This is a genomic window from Sphingomonas immobilis, from assembly GCF_030580995.1.
GTDB lineage: Bacteria > Pseudomonadota > Alphaproteobacteria > Sphingomonadales > Sphingomonadaceae > Sphingomonas > Sphingomonas immobilis.
Genome location: NZ_JAUQSZ010000009.1, coordinates 125,791 through 143,624, shown reverse-complemented (window position 1 = coordinate 143,624; position 17,834 = coordinate 125,791). Strand labels below are relative to the sequence as shown.

The window sequence follows — 17,834 nt, the reverse complement described above, 5'->3', positions numbered from 1 at the left end:
ACTCTCCGGGAATACGGGCATTCGTCATGCGGCGATGCCGCCGATGCCGACGTATTTGAGTTCAAGATAATCCTCGATGCCGTATTTGGACCCTTCGCGGCCGAGGCCCGATGCCTTGACGCCGCCGAACGGTGCGACCTCCGTCGAGATCAGGCCCTCGTTGATGCCGACGATGCCGTATTCGAGCGCTTCGGAAACGCGGAAGGCGCGCGCCAGGTCGCGAGTATAGAGGTAGGAGGCGAGGCCGAACTCGGTGTCGTTGGCCATTGCGATCGCGTCGTCTTCGGTTTCGAAGCGAAACACGGGGGCGACAGGCCCAAACGTCTCTTCGCGGAAGCAATCGGCGCTGAGCGGCACGTCGGCGAGCACGGTCGGCGTGAAGAAATGGCCACCCAGCGGGTGCGGCGTGCCGCCCTCGATCAGCTTTGCGCCTTTCGCCAGCGCATCCGTGACATGGGCATTCGCCTTGGCGACCGCGGCGCCGTCGATCAGCGGGCCCTGCGTCACGCCATCGTCGCGGCCGTCGCCGACCTTGAACCCGCGCACCTTTGCCGCCAGCGCGGCGACGAAGCGGTCATGGATGCCGGACTGGACGAGCAGTCGGTTGGCGCAGACGCAGGTCTGGCCGGCGTTGCGGAACTTGGCGGCGACCGCGCCGTCGACCGCCGCCTCGAGATCGGCGTCGTCGAACACGATGAAGGGGGCGTTGCCGCCCAGCTCCATCGAGGTTTTCTTGATCGTCGGCGCACACTGCGCGAGCAGTTTTGCGCCGACCTCGGTCGATCCGGTGAAGCTCAGCTTGCGGACCGTGCGGCTTTCGGTGAGTTCCGCGCCGATCGCCGTGGCGCGACCCGTGACGATGTTGCAGACGCCTGGCGGCATGCCCGCGCGCTCGGCCAGAACGCCCAGCGCCAGCGCGGAGAACGGCGTCTGGCTCGCCGGGCGGATCACGCCGGTGCAGCCGGCCGCCCAGCCGGGGCCAGCCTTGCGCGTTATCATCGCAGCCGGGAAGTTCCACGGCGTGATGGCCGCAAAGACGCCGATCGGCTGCTTGCGGACGAGGATCCGGCGGCCGGGGGCATTTTCGGGAATGATGTCGCCGTAGACCCGCTTGGCCTCTTCGGCGAACCATTCGATGAAACTCGCGGCATAGCCGATCTCGCCGCGCGCCTCGGCCAGCGGCTTGCCCTGTTCGGCGGTCATAATCCGCGCCAGATCCTCGCGGTTGGCGATCATCAGATCGAACAGGCGGCGCAGGATCGTGGCGCGGTCGCTGGCGATGCGCCCGCTCCAATCGCGAAACGCACCATCAGCGGCGGCGATCGCGCGGGCGGTTTCGGCGCGGCCCATGTCGGGCACGGTGCCGATCACCGCGCCGGTCGCGGGGTCGGTCACCGCGATCGTCGCGCCGCTGTCGGCATCGCACCATGTCCCGCCGATCAGACATTGCGTGCGCAGCAGCGACGGATCGGACAGGTTCAGCATGATCATTTCGCCCATTTCTTCTCAAACGCCCAGACATCCGCGAAACCTATCATCTCGCAGAAAGTCTTGAAGTCGAACATGGGCAGATCGGCGGGTTCGCCGTCGCCTTCGTCGCGCAGACGGATCAGCGCGGTTTCCATCGCCGATGCGGCGATCAGGCTGGTGAGCGACGGATAGATCGCGAAGGCATAGCCGATATCGGCGAGCACATCGCCCTTCAAGACCGGGGTGAGCCCGCCGTTGGCCATGTTCGCCATCACCGGCTGTTCGAAGGCGAGGCACGCCTGGCGCATCTCCTCCTCGCTGGTCAGCGCTTCCGGGAACAGAATGTCGGCACCGGCCTTGGCATAGGCTTCGAGCCGGCGCAGCGTGCCGTCGAGCCCCTCGGACTGGCGCGCATCGGTGCGGGCGATGACGAGCATGTCCTCACGCGCATCGACCGCGACCTTGATCTTCTCGACCATGTCCTCGATCGGCACCAGGCGCTTGAACGGGGTGTGGCCGCATTTCTTCGGGAATTCCTGATCCTCGATCTGAATCGCCGAAACGCCTGCAGCCTCATAGCCTTTGACGGTGTGATGGACGTTCAGCAGACCGCCGAAGCCGGTATCGGCGTCCGCAATCAGCGCGGCCGAACTGGTGCGCTTGAGCGTCGTCATCCGGTCGAGCATCTGGGTGTAGGTCGCGATGCCCGCGTCGGGAAGGCCGGATGCCGAGGCGGTGAGCCAATAGCCCGAACCATAGACGATGTCGAAGCCGACGCGGTCCGCGACGACCGCAGCGATCATGTCGTGGATGCCGGGAACGACGAAGAAGTCGCCGGAGGCTAGTCGGTCGCGCAGGCGGGAGTCGAGCATGATTGTCCTCGGTGTCAGGCGCTCCAAAGCCAGGGTTGGCGCTCTCGCTGGCCGGCTTCGAAACGGGTGATGGCGGCGCTGGAGAGCGCCATGATGCGGGCGGTTTCGTCCCACCCGTTCAGCAGTGCCTCGCGCTCCGCTGCGGCGATGTCGAAACCGATGCCGCGACCGTCCGACATGCGGACGGTCTGCAACACCAGATCCACCGTGAGCTCCGCCGCGCCGTGGAGGGCGGAGACGGTATCGGCCGGGAGGAGGACGGGCACGATGCCATTGCGCGTGCAGTTGGTTCGGAAAATCTCGCCGAGGCTGGGGGCGATCACGGCGCGGATGCCGAGATCGGCAAGTGCCCACGGCGCCTGCTCCCGGCTCGATCCGCAGCCGAAATTGGCACCAGTGACGAGAATCGCGGGCGTCTGCGTGTCGTCCAGGCCGACAGGAAACCCTGCTGTGCCGCGCCGGTCGGCAAAGGCGTAGCGGCCAAGCCCGCGCTTCTCGGTGACCAGCAGAAAACGCGCGGGGAAGATGATATCGGTATCGATCTCGTCGAACGGCAGCGACAGGACACGATCGGTGAGGGCGGTGAAGGCGCGCATCGTCAGACCGCGCGGACGTCGGTCAGCCGGCCCGCTATCGCCGCCGCCGCCGCCATCGCGGGGCTGACGAGATGCGTGCGCGCGCCGACGCCCTGACGGCCTTCGAAATTGCGATTTGAAGTGGACGCGCAGCGCGCGCCGGGCGGCAGGCGATCGTCGTTCATCGCAACGCACAGCGAGCAGCCGGGCTCGCGCCATTCGAAGCCTGCGGCCCGGAAGATATGATCGAGGCCCTCTGCCTCGGCCATGCGCTTTACCGCCATCGACCCCGGCACCACCATCGCCCGGACGCGGTCGTGAACATGCCCGCGCAGGGCTATGGCGGCGGCGGCGCGCAGATCCTCGATCCGCCCGTTGGTGCAGCTGCCGATGAAGACATGGTCGATCTCGATGGCATCGGCGCGCTCGCCCGGCGTCAATCCCATATAGTCGAGCGCGGCGGCGAGTCGGCGGCGCTGGCCGGGATCGGCGATCGCGGCGGGATCGGGCACGATGCCGTCGATCGGCAGAACCTGATCGGGGCTCGTGCCGAAACTCACCTGCGGCACCAACGTGCCCGCGTCGATCACGATTTCCTGGTCGAATACCGCGTCGGCATCACTGGCGAGCGTGCGCCAATATGCGACTGCGCGGTCCCACATCGCGCCTTGCGGCGCGCGCGGCCGCCCGGCGAGATAGGCGAACGTCGTGGCGTCGGGCGCGACCAGGCCGGTGCGCGATCCGGCTTCGATCGTCATGTTGCACAAGGTCATCCGTGCCTCCATCGACATCGCGCGGATCGCCGGGCCGGTATATTCCACCGCATGTCCGACGGCACCGCCGGCCCCGGTCCGGCCGATCAGGGCGAGCATGAGATCCTTGGCGGAAACGGCATCGGGCAGCGCTCCATCGACGCGGACGCGCATGGTCTTGGCGCGGCGTTGCCACAACGCCTGCGCCGCCATCACCGTGCCGCACTCGCTCGCGCCGATGCCGAAGGCGAGCGCGCCGAACGCCCCGTGCGTCGCGCTATGGCTGTCGCCGCAGACCAGAGTGACGCCGGGCAGGGTGAAGCCCTGCTCGGGGCCGATGACGTGGACGATCCCCTGGTCCGGCCCGGCGAGCGGCAGATAGTCGATACCGAAGGCGCGGCAATTCTCCTCCAGCAGCGCGATCTGCGCGCGGGCCTGCGCATCGGCGACAGGCTGGCCGCGGCCGTGCGTGGGAACCGCATGATCGGCGACCGCGAGGTTCGTCTCCGGGCGATGCACGACGTGGCCGGATTCGCGCAGCGCGACGAAGGATTGCGGGGTGCTCACCTCGTGCAGCAGGTGCCGGTCGATATAGATCAGCGCCTGCCCGTCCGCGCTCGATTCGACGACATGGGCGTCCCACAGCTTGTCGTAGAGCGTGCCGGCCATCGATCAGCCGCCGAGGCCGATCCGCGGTATCGCGATCCGGCCATAGGGAATGCTGGTGGTCTTGAGCTCGGTGAAGAAGTCCGCGCTGCTGGACATGCCGTCGCGGCCGATGCCGCTTTCCTTGTAGCCGCCGAACGGCGCGCGCAATTCGCGCATCATCGGCGTGTTGACCCAGATCGTCCCGGCGCGGATGTCGCGGCTGGCCTTCATCGTCACGGCAAGGTCGTTCGACCAGACGTAGGACACCAGCCCGAACGCCGAGGCATTTGCGATCGCCACCGCCTCCTCCGGATCGTCGAACAGAACGAGCGAGGCGAAGGGCCCGAAAATCTCCTCCTGGCAGACGCGCGCTTCATTGTCCTTGGCGAGCACGATGGTCGGCTCGACATAATAGCCCGCGTCGAAGCCCTCCGCGCGCTTGCCGCCGGTCAGGATTTCTCCGCCCTCGGCGCGCGCGATGTCGGCGAACGACAGCACCCGTTCCATATGGCGGCGGAATGCGAGCGGGCCCATTTCGGTATTCGGATCGAGGGGATTGCCGATCCTGATCGCCCGCGCCCGCCTGGTGAAGGCGTCGATATAGCGATCCGCGACGCTGCGCTGGATCAGGATGCGCGAACCGGCGAGGCATTGCTGCCCGTTGTTCGAGAAGATGCCCATCAGCGTCCCGTCGATCGCCTGGTCGAGATCGGCCGAATCGAAGACGATACTGGCGGATTTGCCGCCGAGTTCGAGGATGCAGGGCTTCAGGTTGCGGCCCGCGGCGGCCATGATCGACCGGCCGGTCTCGGAGCCGCCGGTGAACCCGACCATGTCGATGCCGGGATGCGAGACGAGGCTTTCGCCCGTCACATGCCCGCGGCCGTTGACGAGGTTGAGCACGCCGTTCGGCAGCCCGGCGACATGGCACAGCTCGACCATCCGCAGGATCGAATGCGGCGTGTATTCGCTCGGCTTCAGGACGCAGGTATTGCCGAATGCGATGCACGTCGCGATGCGCATCGAGGCGAGTGCGAGCGGCGCGTTCCAGGGCGCGATCAGCGCCGCGACGCCCTTCGGTTCGCGTGTGACGTAGGTGAGGTAGCGCGGATCCTGCGTGAAGGTCTGCCCCGCGAGGGTCGAGGCGACATCGGCGAACATCTCGAAATTCGCGGCGGCGCGGCTGACCTGCCAGGCGACCGACGCGACCGGCAGCCCGGTGTTCATCACCTCGAGCGCGAGCAGCTCGTCGCGATGCTGGAGAATGACGTCGCGAATGCGGTACAGGATCGCCTTGCGCTCGTCGCTCGACATGCGGGGCCAGGGGCCGGTATCGAAGGCGCGGCGCGCGGCGGCAACCGCCTGGCCGACTTCGCCGGCATCCGCCTCGCGCAATTCGCCGACGACCTGTTCGGTCGCCGGGTCGATCACCTCGATCAACGTGCCCGGACCGGTGGCGGCGGCCGCACCGTCGATGAAGCTGGTGACGAGGCGGCGGTCGGGCGCGAGGCGAGTGGCAATGTTCACGGTGATGTCCTTGGCCGGGAGGTCACACGGCGGCGCTGACGTGCGTCCGCATCGCGGTATTGCCAGCGAAAATGTGCCGTGGTGCGGCCCGCGGCAAATCATCGCGCCGGCATGGCCGCATAGTGGACGCTCGACCGGTCAGTCCGGCATGTCGTCGGTGCGCATCGTGCTGACCCAGTCGGCCGTCGCCGCGAACCGCGCCGCGATGGCCTCCGCGGTTCGCCGGAGCTTGGGCAGGAAAGCATCGATCGCTTGCTGCCGCGGCATCCCGGCGCGGATATATTTCATCATCAGGCCGCCGACGAAACGTCCTTCGACCAGGATCGGCACGCCCATGCTGCCCTCCGCAAACTGGGCATCCTTCACGAGATAGCCGTTGTCGCGCGCGCTTTCGAGGTCGAGATCGAGCAACATTCGGCTCGAATACACCCGGTCCATCACGCCGGAGACCTGCATGGCGTCGAGCAGATCCTTGCGCGCATCGGCGGGCAGCGATGCCAGATACAGGATGCCGGTGGTCGTCATCAGCATCGGCGAACGCAGCCCCGGCCGCGCCTTGATGAGTGCAAGCGGGGTCGAGATGTCCGTCGCGAGGCGGACGACCATCTCGCTGCCGTCTGGCGTGGCAAGGCCGACCGGCCATTCGATCTCCTTGCCCAGCGCCTCGACGATCGGCAGCGCGACGGTCGTCAGCATCTCGTCGCGTTGCAGGCCGTGCGACAGCCGATGCACGCGCGGCGCGACGACATAGAAACGCGAATGCGGGATGCGCGCGCAATAACCTTCCGCGACGAGCGTCTGCAGCAGGCGATAGGTGTTGGGGCGCGGGAGTTCGAGATGCCGCGTCAGTGTCGCGAGATTGGTCGGGCCATTGCGGTTGATGAAAGCGAGCGCCTCCAGCCCCCGTTTCAACGTCTGCAATTCGCCGCTCAAGGCTGCCACTCGTCGCGTTCCATCCTTGACGGTAATCGCATCGACCCGAACCGTGTCAAGCATCCGCCGCCGCGCCGCGTCGGCGCGGCGGCGGATGTTGCCGGGTGGGCCGGTCAGGCGGCGGCGGAAAGTGCCGGCGCGGTTTCGTCATGCACGAGCGGGAACCACTCGCCGTCGGGACGGCCACCGACGGCGAGGTTCGATTCCTTCAGCCCCGGCAACGTCGGCGACTGGCCGTTCGTGGGAAGCCAGCGCACGTCGTCGCCGAGCCACCGCGTCGTGATCGCGACGCGGCGTCCGCCGGTCTTGCCGCCCGCATTCCCGCGCGCGCCGTGAATCGTGTATGGGTGGATGAGCAGCGCGTCTCCCGGCGCACAATCCCAGCCGAGAATCTTCTCCTCGCCGCTGGCGAGCTTCGCGTCGAAATCCGGGATTTCCAGATAGCCGTCCCAAGCCGTCGGGTTGGTGGTCGGCGGGCGGTAATAGCCTGGAACCGTCTTGTGGCTGCCGTCGATGAATTCGAGGCGGCTGTTGTCGAGGGTCGCGCTGGTCAGAGCCATCCACAGCGATGGCAATTGGTCGCCCTTGAAGCCGAAGGCGGCGATGTCATGATGCCAGGCGGTGCCTTCGCCCGCACCGCCGTCGTTGGCGCCATTGTGCATGAACGTCAGATCGAACCAGAACCGCAATTGCTTGGCGCCGATGATGCCGGCGACGGTACGGCCGAGATCGCCGTCGAGCAGGAACTCGTTGATGAGCGGCTTGTCCTTCCACAGATAGCGGATCGTCATGCGGCCGACACCGCGGCCATAGGACACCGGCGAGCCTGCCGGTATCGGCTCGTCCGCCTGCGCCGCCATCTGATCGGCGAAGTCGAGGATCTCCTGCGCCTTGGCCGGATCGATCAGGCCAGGGATGTGGAGCGCGCCATGCTTCTCATAGAAGGCCCGCATCTCGGCGAGCTCCGCAGTGGTAAATCGCTGGGTCATCATGTCATCTCCGCTGATGTCGGGACGCTGGTAAACCCGCGGCCCGCACCCAGTCGCCGGTGATCCCCACCCCGTTCACATATCGAACGCAAACGTCTGCGCAGCGTGATCCGGTGCCATGCGTCCACTTAGTGGACGCCGGTGCATCCGCCGTTCAGCGCCCTTCCAAACATCATATCCTCCCGGTGATCCTGCCGCGGTGACGATCCCACCGGTCTGGCGCGACGATCTGGTTCGAAGGGAGCCGCTTGCGTGATAACCCACGACGTTGAGGTGCTGGTCGTCGGATTGGGGCCGGTTGGCGCGACGACGGCGCTCTATCTGGCGCGGCACGGCATCACCGTCGCCGGGATCGAGGCGCTGCCGGCGCCGGCCAGCGATCTGCGCGCATCGACCGTCCACGCGCCCACCATCGAGATGCTCGACGCGCTCGGCGCCGCGAATGTCGTGCTCAATTACGGCTTGCGCGCGCCCGAATACCAGTTTCGCGACCGGCAATCGGGCGAAACCTTCTCGTTCGACATGAGCGAGCTCGCGGATCGCACGCGCTTTCCGTTCCGGGTGCAGTGCGAACAGCACAAGCTCGCCGAAGATGTCGTCGATCAGCTCGGCGGGGAAGCCAGCGTCCAGTTGCGCTATGGCCAGCGGCTGATCTGGCTGGGCGAGCACGACGGCGGCGTCAGCGCGTATGTGGAGACGTCGCGTGACGTCGAATGCTACCGCGCGCGCTACGTGATCGGCGCGGATGGCGCGGGCAGCCTGGTTCGCAAGCTGATGGCGCTCGGCTTCGACGGATTTACCTACGGCGAGAAATATCTCTGCCTGTCGACGCAATATCCGATCGAGGAGGCGTTCGACGGGCTGTGCCACGTCAACTACGTCTCCGACCCGGACGAATGGCTGGTGCTGCTCCGTGTGCCCTCGGTCTGGCGCGTGATGTTGCCTGTCCGCGAGGACGAGGATGATCAGACATTGCTGTCGGATACGCGCAAGGACGCGGTGTTCCGGCGTATCCTTGGCCATGACGCACCGGTCACGACGCATCACCGCACGATCTACCGGCTGCATCAGCGCGTCGCCGATCGTTTCGTTGCCGGGCGGGTGGCGCTGGTCGGCGACGCCGCGCATCTCAACAGCCCGATGGGCGGCTTCGGCATGAACAGCGGCATCCACGACGGGATCAATCTGGGTCAGAAGCTGGTCGCGATCCTGCGCGAGGGCGGCGACGCCCGGCTCGTCGAGCTGTTCGACCGGCAGCGCCGGCAGATGACGCACGATTTCATCCAGGCGCAGTCGATCGCGAACATGGCGATGATGCGGAGCGGCTGGGGGGCCGCACGCGACCAGCGCCGGGAAAAGATGGCGGATTTGTCGAAGGACCGCGAGGCAAGGCGCGCATTCCTGCTGAGCCAGGCGATGTTCACCAGCCTGGAACAGGCGGCGGCGATCCAGTGAGAGACTATAGCCTCAACCCGCCCTCGTTGCGCGACGATCCCGATGCGCTCGGCCACCGCCGCGTCTTCGCGGTGATCGGACCGTCGACCAACACGATCGTGCAGCCCGACATGGAGCTGTTCCGCCCCCGCGGCGTGACCAACGCCTACCGCGACATCTATGTCGAAGATCCCGCCGCGCTGTCCGACGCCGCGTTTCAGGACGGGGCCGCCAAGATTTCCGCCGGGATGGCCGAGGCGCTGCGCACCGCGGTGACGTGCCGGCCCGATTATCTCGTGCTCGGCGTGTCGGCGATCAGCTTTGTCGGCGGACGCGACGGGTGCGATGCGTTCATTCGCGACGTCAACGCGATCACCGGGCTCGATATCAGTGTCGGATCGATCGCCACGGCGCAGGCGCTGCAGGCGATGGGTGCCCGGCGGATCGCGGTGCTGTCGCCTTACTATGAGACCGCCAATGCCAATGTGAAGCGCTTCATGGGCGATTACGGGCTGGAGGTGGTCCGCGACATACCGCTGCGCTGCACGAGCTGGACCAACATCGCGCGTGTGAGCGAGGCGACGCTGATCGAGGCGCTGAAAGCGCTCGACGGCCCGGATATCGACGCGATCGCGCAGGTGGGCACCAATCTGTCGATGGTCCGCCTCGCCGCCGAGGCGGAGAAGTGGCTCGGCAAGCCCGTCGTCGCGATCAACACCGCCACCTATTGGCACGCATTGCGGGCCAACGGATTCTTGGATCAATTCGACGGCTTCGGCCGTCTCATGTCGGAGTTCTGATCGAATGGCACCTCAACCCTATCGCGACTTTCGCAAGCTGTTCACCTCGACCCGGGACGAAGACGTCGCCTGGTGGTATTTCGGCCAGGTCTATCTGCAGCTGCCGGGCCGGCCGGAGCAGGCGGTGGTGCAGGCGGAGACGATCATGCTCTATCGCACCGCCACGCTGTCAGAGGATTCCTGTACGATCAAATGGTGGGAGATCGGCTATTTCCGCGATCCGGTGACGGGCGAGATCATCGACCAGTGGCTCAACCCGATCACCGGCAGGACCGTGAAGGCGCCGCGCAGTTTCGAAGAAGGCCCGGCGACCTACACCGTCACCGCGACCGACACCGGCGTCGACGTCACGCTGGTGCAGCACGCCGCCAAGGTCGATCGGCTCGCAGTGACGCTGACCGAGCAGGACGGCATGCTGCGGATCGACCAGGAGGAGGTCAAGCGTCGCGGATTCCCGTTGCCCGACGGTTCCCTGCCCGATCCCGATTCGATCGACGCAGCTCCCGCGCGCACCGTGCTGACCATGTACGGCCGGCGTGCCGACCTCGACGATGCGGCGCAGGTCTCGCCGGAGGGCAAGGGTGCCTACACGTTCGAACTCGCCTCGCCGCCGGCATGGCTCGGTCTCGACGAGGAGACCGCCCGCGGTGGCAAGGCGATCGTGCGTGGAACGATGGCGAAGGCGCCGGCCGACGCGATCCTGAATCCGGGGGCCTGGCAGCGTTTCAAGCAGATCTTTCCCAACCGCTTTGCCGGTGACGTGATCAAGCCCGTGTGGGAATGATCTGATTCACGAGCCTGCGCGCAAAAAAGGCGCCCCATCCGGCCGGATGGGGCGCCTTTTCTGTTCGGGGGGTGCCGGATCAGGCGGCGGACGGCGAGCGGGCCTGACGGACCTGATAGCCTGCGATCACCACCGCCAGGATGAAGAACACGAGGTGGAGCACGCCCTCCATCAGGAACGGAGCGCGGAAATCGACCTTGTCGAACAGATAGCCGCCCAGCACGTTGATGATCAGCACGCTGATATTGCCGAGAAAGGTGAACACCCCGGTCGCCGCGCCGCGGATGTGATCCGGCGCTTCCTGCCCGAACAGCGACTGCGCGGCGATGATCTGCGCGCCCTCCGCCAGCCCGACCAAAACGACCGCCACGATCATCATCGTGCCGAACACATCGTGTACCAGCCCGAACGACAGGAAGGCGATGGTCGTCAGCAACAGCGCGAACAACAGCAAACCGACGCGGTTGAAGCGATCGGCGAGATAGCCGAAGATCGGCGGGGTGATGAACTGCGCGGCGCTGAGGATGGCGAGCAACGTGCCTGCGGTCGCCGTGGCGGCCACCGCATCGATACCGGCCTGGCGCGCCGCACTGACGACCCAGAGCGTCAGGAACGCATAGATCACCACCGTATCGGTGCGGATGACCAGGCCGATCAGCAAGGTAAGCGCGAAGCGCGGATTGGTGCGAGCGTGGGCGAACACTTCGCCGATGCTGCCGAACAGCGCCTTGAAGCCGGCGACGAAGCCGGGCTTGCGTCCACCTTCGGGCACCACGGCATCGCGTTGCAGGAACAGATAGGCGACCAGCGCGCCCGACAACGCGATCGCCGCCATCGACCAGAAGCCGTAGCGCACCGTCTCGTCGGCGTCGAAGCCCCATGCCTTGAACCAGCCGAGCAGTTTCGATCCGACAAAGGCGAGGAAGATCGCGCCGAAGCCGATCTGCACGACAAACATCAGGCTGATGAATTTCCCGCGAGAGGCATTGTCGGGATAATCCATCATCTTGGTCGCGGCACCCGCCGTCCAGCAGGCGAAGGCACCGCCCCAGATGAAGCGGATGATGAACAGCGCCCACACCGCGGCAACGAACGGATAGACCAGGAAGCATAGTCCGAAGCCCAGCACCGCTATCATCAGCACCGTACGCCGCCCGATCCGGTCGGCGAGTGCGCCGGCGACGCCGATCAGCAGCAGGATCGCCGTCTGTTTCGCGCTTTCCAGCAGGCCGGTCAGTTCGCCCTGATGCGCGGTCGGGATGTGGAGCTGCTGGGTAAGGAACAAGGGCTGCAACAGCCCGACGAAGCGTTCGGAGATGCTCGCGGTGCAGATCACGAAGAAGAAGATGAAGATCTGGGCGCGTGTAATGCCCGGGGCCAAGAGGATCGGGCCTAGGCGCCTTTGCTGCAATGATGCGTCCATCTTCCGGGCACCTTTTCGAGGGAACAAGACATCATCGCCGGATGATGTCATTGATGTGACAGGCTAGCAGAGCGCCGGCGTGACGGAACTGGCTCAAAGGTCATGCGCCTATGCGTCGCGGGTCAGCCGCGCGCGCCGTCACGGCGGGGACATGGCGAGGCCGACATAGCCGCACGGGCCGATCCTGCCGCCATGCCCGATCTTGGCGCCGATATCCTCGAAGATCACGAACATGCCGGGCGACAGGTCGGCGGTGCCATGCGGCGTTTCGATGCGCGACGATCCCTCGATCACCAGGATCATCTCCTTGGACGGGGATGCCTTGGCGGGAATGACGAGATCGGCCGCACCGATGACGAGCTTTGCCGCCTTGGCGGGAGACGGCGCGAGGTCGATCACCGACATCACCTTGTCGCTACCGGGGAAGGGATAATGTTTGGCCGGCAGCGTCGCCGCCTCGACGGCGGAATTGCCGTCTGCCGCAACGACGATGCGATAGCCCTTGAGTTCGTCGGGCGCGGTGTTCGCAAAGGCGTGCGGGGCAGGGCAGGCGACGGCGGCCGCGGTGGCCAAGAGAGAGATGAACATGCTGTTTCCTTGTCGAAAGGGTGGCGGCAGGAGCAGCCTAGTTTAGCGCGAGTTCGGCCTTCATCCGTTCGACCGCCTCGGTGGCGACGGGGGTCAGCGGGCGTGATGCCTTGACGGTGGCGAGCGCCGCCTCCTGCTCGGCGAGCGTCGCGTCGTGGTGGTAGAAGGTCTGCCACATCGCTTGCGAGATCGCGTTCATCACGTTGCGCCGCGGGAAGAAGGCCGCGGTGGCTTCGCGGTCCGCCCGTTCGACGGCATCGCCGAGCTCTTGCGAGAGCGAACCGGCCGGTACGACCGGCGGCACGTCGCCGCCCTTTCCGGTCGCCGGATAGGCAGGGTGCGTGCGGCTGAAGGCAATCCATTTCGGATCGAGCTGCGGGAGCCGGACACTGAAGAAATCAAGCGGTGCGCCGGGCTTCGGATGGATACCCTTGAGCGCATCGGGCGCCTTGTCATGCTCGACCCAGTCGGTGATCGCCGTCATATAGTCGATCGCGTAGGCGCCCGATCCGCCGGAGCAGTGATCCATGCCGGGGATCATGAACAGCCGCGCGAATTGGCGCGTCGGCACGGGGCCGCCCATCGTGCGGGTCATCGTCTCGTAATAGTCGATCGTGGGCGGCGGCATCACCGAGGGGTCGTCCCAACCGTGTACCATGATGAGCTTGCCGCCATGCGCCTCGAACGGGCGAAGATCGGGGTAGCTGGGGTTGTTGAGCGAATCGACGATGGCGGGATCGCCGCGCCCCTGCGCCAGATCGGGCAGCGCCGCAGCCGGTTCGCCGGGCAGACGGGCGTTGGCGATGAATGCGCCGATCCAGTTGAACTCCGACCCCTTCGACGCGCCGCGCCGGGCGTAGAAGGCGTTGACCACGCCGACTTGCGCGTCGGTCAGGCAGTTGCTGGTGTCGGTCGTCTTGCAGCGCAGGTCTTCGGGTTTGAAGCCGCACCGGCGCGGATCGCCGATCAGGCCGTCTTTGACCCCGTCGTTCAAATCGCAGTCTTTCACGACGGCGCGATGGACGAGCAGCGCCTTGCGGTTGGGAAGGATCTGGTTGCCGGCGGCGTCGCGGTTGAGGTTCATCAGGGCGGTAATGCCGGCCAGGCCGCCACTTCCGTACGGACCCATGCTCGCGGGTGCCATCGCGACAACGCCGTCGAAATCCTCGGGGAAACGCTGGACCTCGACCATGCCCTGGCGTCCGCCGGTCGAGCAGGCGAAATAATAGGATTTCATCGGGTCGCTGGCGTAAAACGCCTTGGCGATCGCCTTGCCCGCCAACACCGTGACGTGAGTCGAGCGATACCCGAAATCGACCAGCCCCTGCAGGTTGTTCGCGGTCCAGTTATTGTCGCTGAGCGTCGAGCGGTGGCCCATGTCGGTGAACACGCAGGCATAACCCGCGCGCTGGTGATCGCCGCAGGCCAGTTCGGTCTGGACCGAGCCGCAGCTGCCGCCGCATCCGCGCATCAGGAAGCGGCCGTTCCAGTTGCCGACCGGCAGGTACAGGCCGAAATTCACCGTCGGGTTCACATAGCCTTCGATCGCGCAAAAGGCGGCGCGTCCGTCCTTGGCGGCGTTGAAGGTCGCCTTGACGACCCAGGTCGGCGCGCTCGGCATCTGGGTGAAGCGGCCGCCTTCGAGGCTGCGGCAGGCATCCGCCGCCTGGCTGATCGCGGTCGCGGTCGCCGCATTGCCGGGGCCGTCCGCACGCGCTTGCGCGTATGCCGTTTGACTGACGAGCGCTGCCAGCGCCGTCATGGCCCATGCCAGGATGCGAAACATTGCCGTTCCCCCTTTTCCCAAAATCGCCAAGACCGTAAATTTTCGTTGCACTGCAAAAGCTATCGGCGATGTAGCGCTTGTCTGAATGACCGTTTTCTACCGACCAGTATGCGGTCGATCGCTCTGTCCCGGCTCGGGTTCGGGCAGAATGCGTTCGCATAGTGGGCATTGGCGTGTCGCCCGGTTCGCCGGCCACCGATAGCAGGAATATTCCCGCGCCTTGGCTTGGAGTTGGCGGAATGGACCTGGAAGACGATTATGCGCGCGCCGGTTTCAACGGAGCGTTGCCTTTCGGAAAGCGCCCGGCCCTGGTGATCGTCGACGTGGTGATGGCGTATCTCGATCCGGCATCGCCGCTCTATGCCGGGGTCGAGGATGCGCTCGCCGCCAACCAGCGCCTTCTCGCCGCGGCGCGGGCGGCCGGTGTGCCGGCGCTGTTCACCAATGTCGTCTACCACGCGAGCGGGCTCGACGGCGGGATGTTCTATCGCAAGGTGCCGGCGCTGCAGGCATATCATGCGGGCTCACCGCTGGGCGCGTTTCCACCGACGCTTCAGCCCCTGCCGAGTGAAATCGTCGTTTCGAAACAATATGCCTCCGCCTTTTTCGGCACCGCGCTGGCCTCGACACTCCACGCGATGGGCATCGATACCGTGATGCTGACCGGATTTTCGACATCGGGTTGCGTGCGCGCCAGCGCGCTCGATGCCCTGCAGCATGGTTTCGCGCCGTTCGTCGTGCGCGAAGCCTGCGGGGATCGTGCCGCCGGGCCGCATGAGGCGAGCCTGTTCGATCTGCAGGCGAAATATGCCGAGGTGATCGGCGAGGACGAAGCGATCAGGCTGCTGCAAGCTGCCGGTTGAGGAAGGCACCGGCGGCGGTCAGCGACAGGCCCGCCTCGTCGATCACCCGCCCCAGCGTCAGATAGCCGTGCGCCTGCCCGGGCAGGTGCCGCCGCTCGACCGTGACGCCCTCTCGCGCCAGCCGGTCGGCCAACGCCAGACCTTCATCGCGAAGCGGATCATGCCCGGCGATCGTGACGAATACCGGCGGCAGGCCCGCCAAGGACTCCGCACGCAGCGGCGACGCCGACCAGTGCTGGCGGTCGGCCATCACCGGCGCATAGTGATTCCAGAACCAGCGCATGGTCGCCGCCGTAAGCGGGACGCCCGTGACCTCGGCGTAGGACGCGGCTTCGGCGGCAATGTCGGCAACCGGATAGAAGAGCGCGAGTGCCGCGGGCAGCCGCGCCCCGCGATCGCGCAGGGCGACCGCGCCGGCCATCGCCAGCGCCGCGCCGGCGCTGTCGCCCGCAATCGCAAAGCGTCCCGCCGTCTCCCCGATGGCGAGCGCCGCCGCGAGCGCGTCGTCGAAGGCGGCGGGGAAGCGGTGTTCTGGCGCCAGTCGATAGTCCAGCGCGATCACCTCGACACGTGCGGCAACCGCGAGATGGCGGCAAATCCCGTCGTGTGTTTCAAGGTCGCCGATCACCCATCCGCCACCGTGGAGGAACAGGATCGTGCCAGGCTCGGGCGCATTCGGACGGTAGCGCCGCGCCGGCCGGCCGCCGAGCGTGATGTCCTCGACCTGCGCGACCGCGATACGCGAAAGCTGCACGGTGTCGCGGCCGGCGGCGTAGCCGGCCCGCGCGTCGGCGACGCTCAGGGCTTCGACGGGTTGGCGCCCTGCGGCGGCACCGGCGGCGAAAAGCGCTGCCGCTTGCGGATCGAGCGGCCCGGCCTTCATGCCTTTGCGAAACGGTGGATGTAATCGCCCGGCTCGAAACGGGCGGCGGCGCGATACGCCTCGACCGGGCCGGACCAGTTGTTGACCACCCGCCCGGCCGCATTCTTGTACCAGCTCGTGCAACTGCCGGCCCATGCCGACCCCGACATTTCGGCCTGCAAGCCGACATCGAACTGCTCCGCCACCGCCGAGCGCACGTCGAGCGAGAGGGCAGGCGTATCGATCAAGGTCCGTGCCGCCGCGACGATATAGTCGAACTGGATCTCGAACATCGACAGGATCGAATTGTGGCCCAGATTGGTGTTGGGGCCGTAGATCAGGAACATATTGGGGAAATGCGGCGCGGTGAGGCCGAGATAGGCGCGCGCACCGCCGGCCCAATCGTCGCGCAGGCTGCGTCCGCCGATACCACGAACCTCCACCGGCCCCTGGAAGGACTGCGTCTCGAATCCGGTGCCGAAGATCAGGACGTCGGCGGGGTGCAGCGTTCCATCGGTGGTCACGATGCCCTCGGGCACGATCCGCGCAATCGGGTCCGTCACCAGGGCGACGGTGTCGCGCATCAGCGCCGGGAAATAGTCGTCGGAGCGCAGCACGCGCTTGCACCCGAGCGGAAAGTCCGGCGTCAGTTTCGCGCGGAGCGCCGCGTCGGGCACCTGCGCCTCCAGATGCGCGCGCGCCTGGCGTTCGATCTCCTGCGCCTCGTCGCTGCCCTCACGCATCCGCAGGAAGGTCGTCTCCCGCCAGGCGAACAGTTCGGCCTGGCTCGTGCGGAACCGATCCGGGTCGGCCTGATAAGCCGCCAGCTCGGTCGCGTCATAAGGGCGATCGCCGCGCGGCACGATCCAGTTGGGGCTGCGCTGGAAAACGGTCAGCGCGGCTGCAGTCCCTGCAACTTCGGGGATGTACTGGATCGCGCTGGCGGCGTTGCCGATGCTGGCGACGCGCCTGCCCGTCAGGTCGAGCGCATCCGGCCAGCGCGCCGAATGGAACGCCTGGCCGGCGAAATCGTCGCGTCCGGGGATTTCCGGCAGCGCCGGGCGGTTGAGCTGGCCCCAGGCCGGTACGAAGCTGCGGGCCCGCAGCTCTTCGCCCGAGGCGAGACCGATCCTCCACTGGCCCGCATCGTCGTCCCACTCCGCCGAGACGATCTCCGCGTTGTAGCGGATGTGCGGCGCGAGGTCATGTTCCTCGACCAACCGGCGGGCGTAACCGAGCAGTTCCGGCTGGCGCGCGTACAGGCGGCTGACGCCGAGATGCAGGCTGAAACTGTAGCAATAGAGGTGGGATTCGGTGTCGCAGGCGGCCCCGGGATAAATGTTGTCGCGCCACGTTCCGCCGGGGCTATCGGCTTTCTCGATCACCACGAAATTGCCGATGCCGGCGGCCTTGAGGCGCGACGCCATGCCGATCCCGCCCAGTCCGGCACCAAGTATCAGGACATCATATGGGGCGCCTGGAGTACGTTTTTCCATGACGCGACCGTATCCGGGCGCGCAGCTTTCGC

At 66.5% G+C, this 17,834-nt stretch carries 16 protein-coding genes; 4 read left to right on the top strand and 12 right to left on the bottom strand.

The features are described from left to right. Nucleotides 1–24: 24 nt before the first annotated feature. The 7 genes from Q5H94_RS13805 to Q5H94_RS13775 all read right to left on the bottom strand — a co-directional run bounded on the left by Q5H94_RS13805 (nt 25) and on the right by Q5H94_RS13775 (nt 7,766). Entirely contained in the window at nt 25–1,491 is a 1,467-nt protein-coding gene (locus Q5H94_RS13805) for an NAD-dependent succinate-semialdehyde dehydrogenase (protein ID WP_304561864.1), read from the bottom strand. Further along, nucleotides 1,488–2,342, bottom strand: coding sequence for an isocitrate lyase/PEP mutase family protein (locus tag Q5H94_RS13800; protein WP_304561863.1), 855 nt, complete (start codon nt 2,340–2,342; stop codon nt 1,488–1,490). The genes Q5H94_RS13805 and Q5H94_RS13800 overlap by 4 nt, the downstream gene beginning before the upstream one ends. 14 nt (nt 2,343–2,356) lie before the next feature. Beyond that, on the bottom strand, nt 2,357–2,938 hold the full coding sequence (leuD, locus tag Q5H94_RS13795; RefSeq protein ID WP_304561862.1) for a 3-isopropylmalate dehydratase small subunit: 582 nt from the start codon (nt 2,936–2,938) through the stop codon (nt 2,357–2,359). 2 nt (nt 2,939–2,940) lie between these two features. Next, on the bottom strand, nt 2,941–4,338 hold the full coding sequence (gene leuC, locus Q5H94_RS13790) for a 3-isopropylmalate dehydratase large subunit (protein ID WP_304561861.1): 1,398 nt from the start codon (nt 4,336–4,338) through the stop codon (nt 2,941–2,943). A 3-nt stretch (nt 4,339–4,341) separates the two neighbouring features. Further along, entirely contained in the window at nt 4,342–5,844 is a 1,503-nt protein-coding gene (locus Q5H94_RS13785; RefSeq protein WP_304561860.1) for an aldehyde dehydrogenase, read from the bottom strand. A gap of 138 nt (nt 5,845–5,982) precedes the next feature. After that, the gene (locus Q5H94_RS13780; RefSeq protein WP_304561859.1) at nt 5,983–6,777 is read right to left on the bottom strand and encodes a helix-turn-helix domain-containing protein; all 795 of its coding nucleotides are present in this window, start codon (nt 6,775–6,777) and stop codon (nt 5,983–5,985) included. A gap of 113 nt (nt 6,778–6,890) precedes the next feature. Then, nucleotides 6,891–7,766: a phytanoyl-CoA dioxygenase family protein gene (locus tag Q5H94_RS13775; RefSeq protein ID WP_304561858.1), complete on the bottom strand. Its 876-nt coding sequence runs from the start codon at nt 7,764–7,766 to the stop codon at nt 6,891–6,893. A 252-nt stretch (nt 7,767–8,018) separates the two neighbouring features. Between Q5H94_RS13775 and Q5H94_RS13770 the strand changes: the two genes are divergently transcribed. Genes Q5H94_RS13770 through Q5H94_RS13760 form a run of 3 tightly spaced genes read left to right on the top strand, consistent with a single transcriptional unit; the run spans nt 8,019 to nt 10,784 of the window. Beyond that, a complete protein-coding gene (locus tag Q5H94_RS13770; RefSeq protein WP_304561857.1) occupies nt 8,019–9,221 on the top strand; it encodes an FAD-dependent oxidoreductase in 1,203 nt (400 codons plus the stop codon). Further along, on the top strand, nt 9,218–10,000 hold the full coding sequence (locus Q5H94_RS13765) for a maleate cis-trans isomerase family protein (RefSeq protein WP_304561856.1): 783 nt from the start codon (nt 9,218–9,220) through the stop codon (nt 9,998–10,000). The genes Q5H94_RS13770 and Q5H94_RS13765 overlap by 4 nt, the downstream gene beginning before the upstream one ends. Before the next feature lie 4 nt (nt 10,001–10,004). Next, nucleotides 10,005–10,784 carry a DUF1838 family protein gene (locus tag Q5H94_RS13760; protein WP_304561855.1) on the top strand — a complete coding sequence of 260 codons (780 nt, stop codon included), beginning with the start codon at nt 10,005–10,007 and terminating at the stop codon, nt 10,782–10,784. Nucleotides 10,785–10,863: 79 nt separating this feature from the next. Here the strand turns inward: Q5H94_RS13760 and Q5H94_RS13755 are convergent, their stop codons facing one another. The 3 genes from Q5H94_RS13755 to Q5H94_RS13745 all read right to left on the bottom strand — a co-directional run bounded on the left by Q5H94_RS13755 (nt 10,864) and on the right by Q5H94_RS13745 (nt 14,581). Next, nucleotides 10,864–12,165 (bottom strand): MFS transporter, encoded by a 1,302-nt coding sequence (locus Q5H94_RS13755; RefSeq protein ID WP_304561854.1) that lies wholly within the window; start codon nt 12,163–12,165, stop codon nt 10,864–10,866. Nucleotides 12,166–12,345: 180 nt separating this feature from the next. Next, nucleotides 12,346–12,795 (bottom strand): hypothetical protein, encoded by a 450-nt coding sequence (locus Q5H94_RS13750; RefSeq protein WP_304561853.1) that lies wholly within the window; start codon nt 12,793–12,795, stop codon nt 12,346–12,348. A 37-nt stretch (nt 12,796–12,832) separates the two neighbouring features. After that, on the bottom strand, nt 12,833–14,581 hold the full coding sequence (locus Q5H94_RS13745; RefSeq protein ID WP_304561852.1) for a tannase/feruloyl esterase family alpha/beta hydrolase: 1,749 nt from the start codon (nt 14,579–14,581) through the stop codon (nt 12,833–12,835). A 239-nt stretch (nt 14,582–14,820) separates the two neighbouring features. On the opposite strand from Q5H94_RS13745, the gene Q5H94_RS13740 reads away from it, so the two are divergent. Continuing rightward, a complete protein-coding gene (locus tag Q5H94_RS13740) occupies nt 14,821–15,444 on the top strand; it encodes an isochorismatase family protein (RefSeq protein ID WP_304561851.1) in 624 nt (207 codons plus the stop codon). Here the strand turns inward: Q5H94_RS13740 and Q5H94_RS13735 are convergent. Together Q5H94_RS13735 and Q5H94_RS13730 are read right to left on the bottom strand one after the other, a co-directional pair. Next, nucleotides 15,419–16,327 (bottom strand): alpha/beta hydrolase, encoded by a 909-nt coding sequence (locus Q5H94_RS13735; RefSeq protein WP_304561850.1) that lies wholly within the window; start codon nt 16,325–16,327, stop codon nt 15,419–15,421. The genes Q5H94_RS13740 and Q5H94_RS13735 overlap by 26 nt on opposite strands. Continuing rightward, nucleotides 16,324–17,802 (bottom strand): flavin-containing monooxygenase, encoded by a 1,479-nt coding sequence (locus Q5H94_RS13730; RefSeq protein WP_304561849.1) that lies wholly within the window; start codon nt 17,800–17,802, stop codon nt 16,324–16,326. Before Q5H94_RS13730 ends, Q5H94_RS13735 begins: the two co-directional genes overlap by 4 nt. Between the last annotated feature and the right edge of the window lie 32 nt (nt 17,803–17,834).

Bases quoted from the DNA above. Each gene is read 5' to 3' on its own strand.
- Q5H94_RS13735 (WP_304561850.1), bottom strand. From the start codon at position 16,327: ATGAAGGCCGGGCCGCTCGATCCGCAAGCGGCAGCGCTTTTCGCCGCC.
- Q5H94_RS13730 (WP_304561849.1), bottom strand. From the start codon at position 17,802: ATGGAAAAACGTACTCCAGGCGCCCCATATGATGTCCTGATACTTGGT.
- leuD (WP_304561862.1), bottom strand. From the start codon at position 2,938: ATGCGCGCCTTCACCGCCCTCACCGATCGTGTCCTGTCGCTGCCGTTC.
- Q5H94_RS13745 (WP_304561852.1), bottom strand. From the start codon at position 14,581: ATGTTTCGCATCCTGGCATGGGCCATGACGGCGCTGGCAGCGCTCGTC.
- Q5H94_RS13760 (WP_304561855.1), top strand. From the start codon at position 10,005: ATGGCACCTCAACCCTATCGCGACTTTCGCAAGCTGTTCACCTCGACC.
- Q5H94_RS13800 (WP_304561863.1), bottom strand. From the start codon at position 2,342: ATGCTCGACTCCCGCCTGCGCGACCGACTAGCCTCCGGCGACTTCTTC.
- leuC (WP_304561861.1), bottom strand. From the start codon at position 4,338: ATGGCCGGCACGCTCTACGACAAGCTGTGGGACGCCCATGTCGTCGAA.
- Q5H94_RS13775 (WP_304561858.1), bottom strand. From the start codon at position 7,766: ATGACCCAGCGATTTACCACTGCGGAGCTCGCCGAGATGCGGGCCTTC.
- Q5H94_RS13740 (WP_304561851.1), top strand. From the start codon at position 14,821: ATGGACCTGGAAGACGATTATGCGCGCGCCGGTTTCAACGGAGCGTTG.
- Q5H94_RS13805 (WP_304561864.1), bottom strand. From the start codon at position 1,491: ATGATCATGCTGAACCTGTCCGATCCGTCGCTGCTGCGCACGCAATGT.
- Q5H94_RS13750 (WP_304561853.1), bottom strand. From the start codon at position 12,795: ATGTTCATCTCTCTCTTGGCCACCGCGGCCGCCGTCGCCTGCCCTGCC.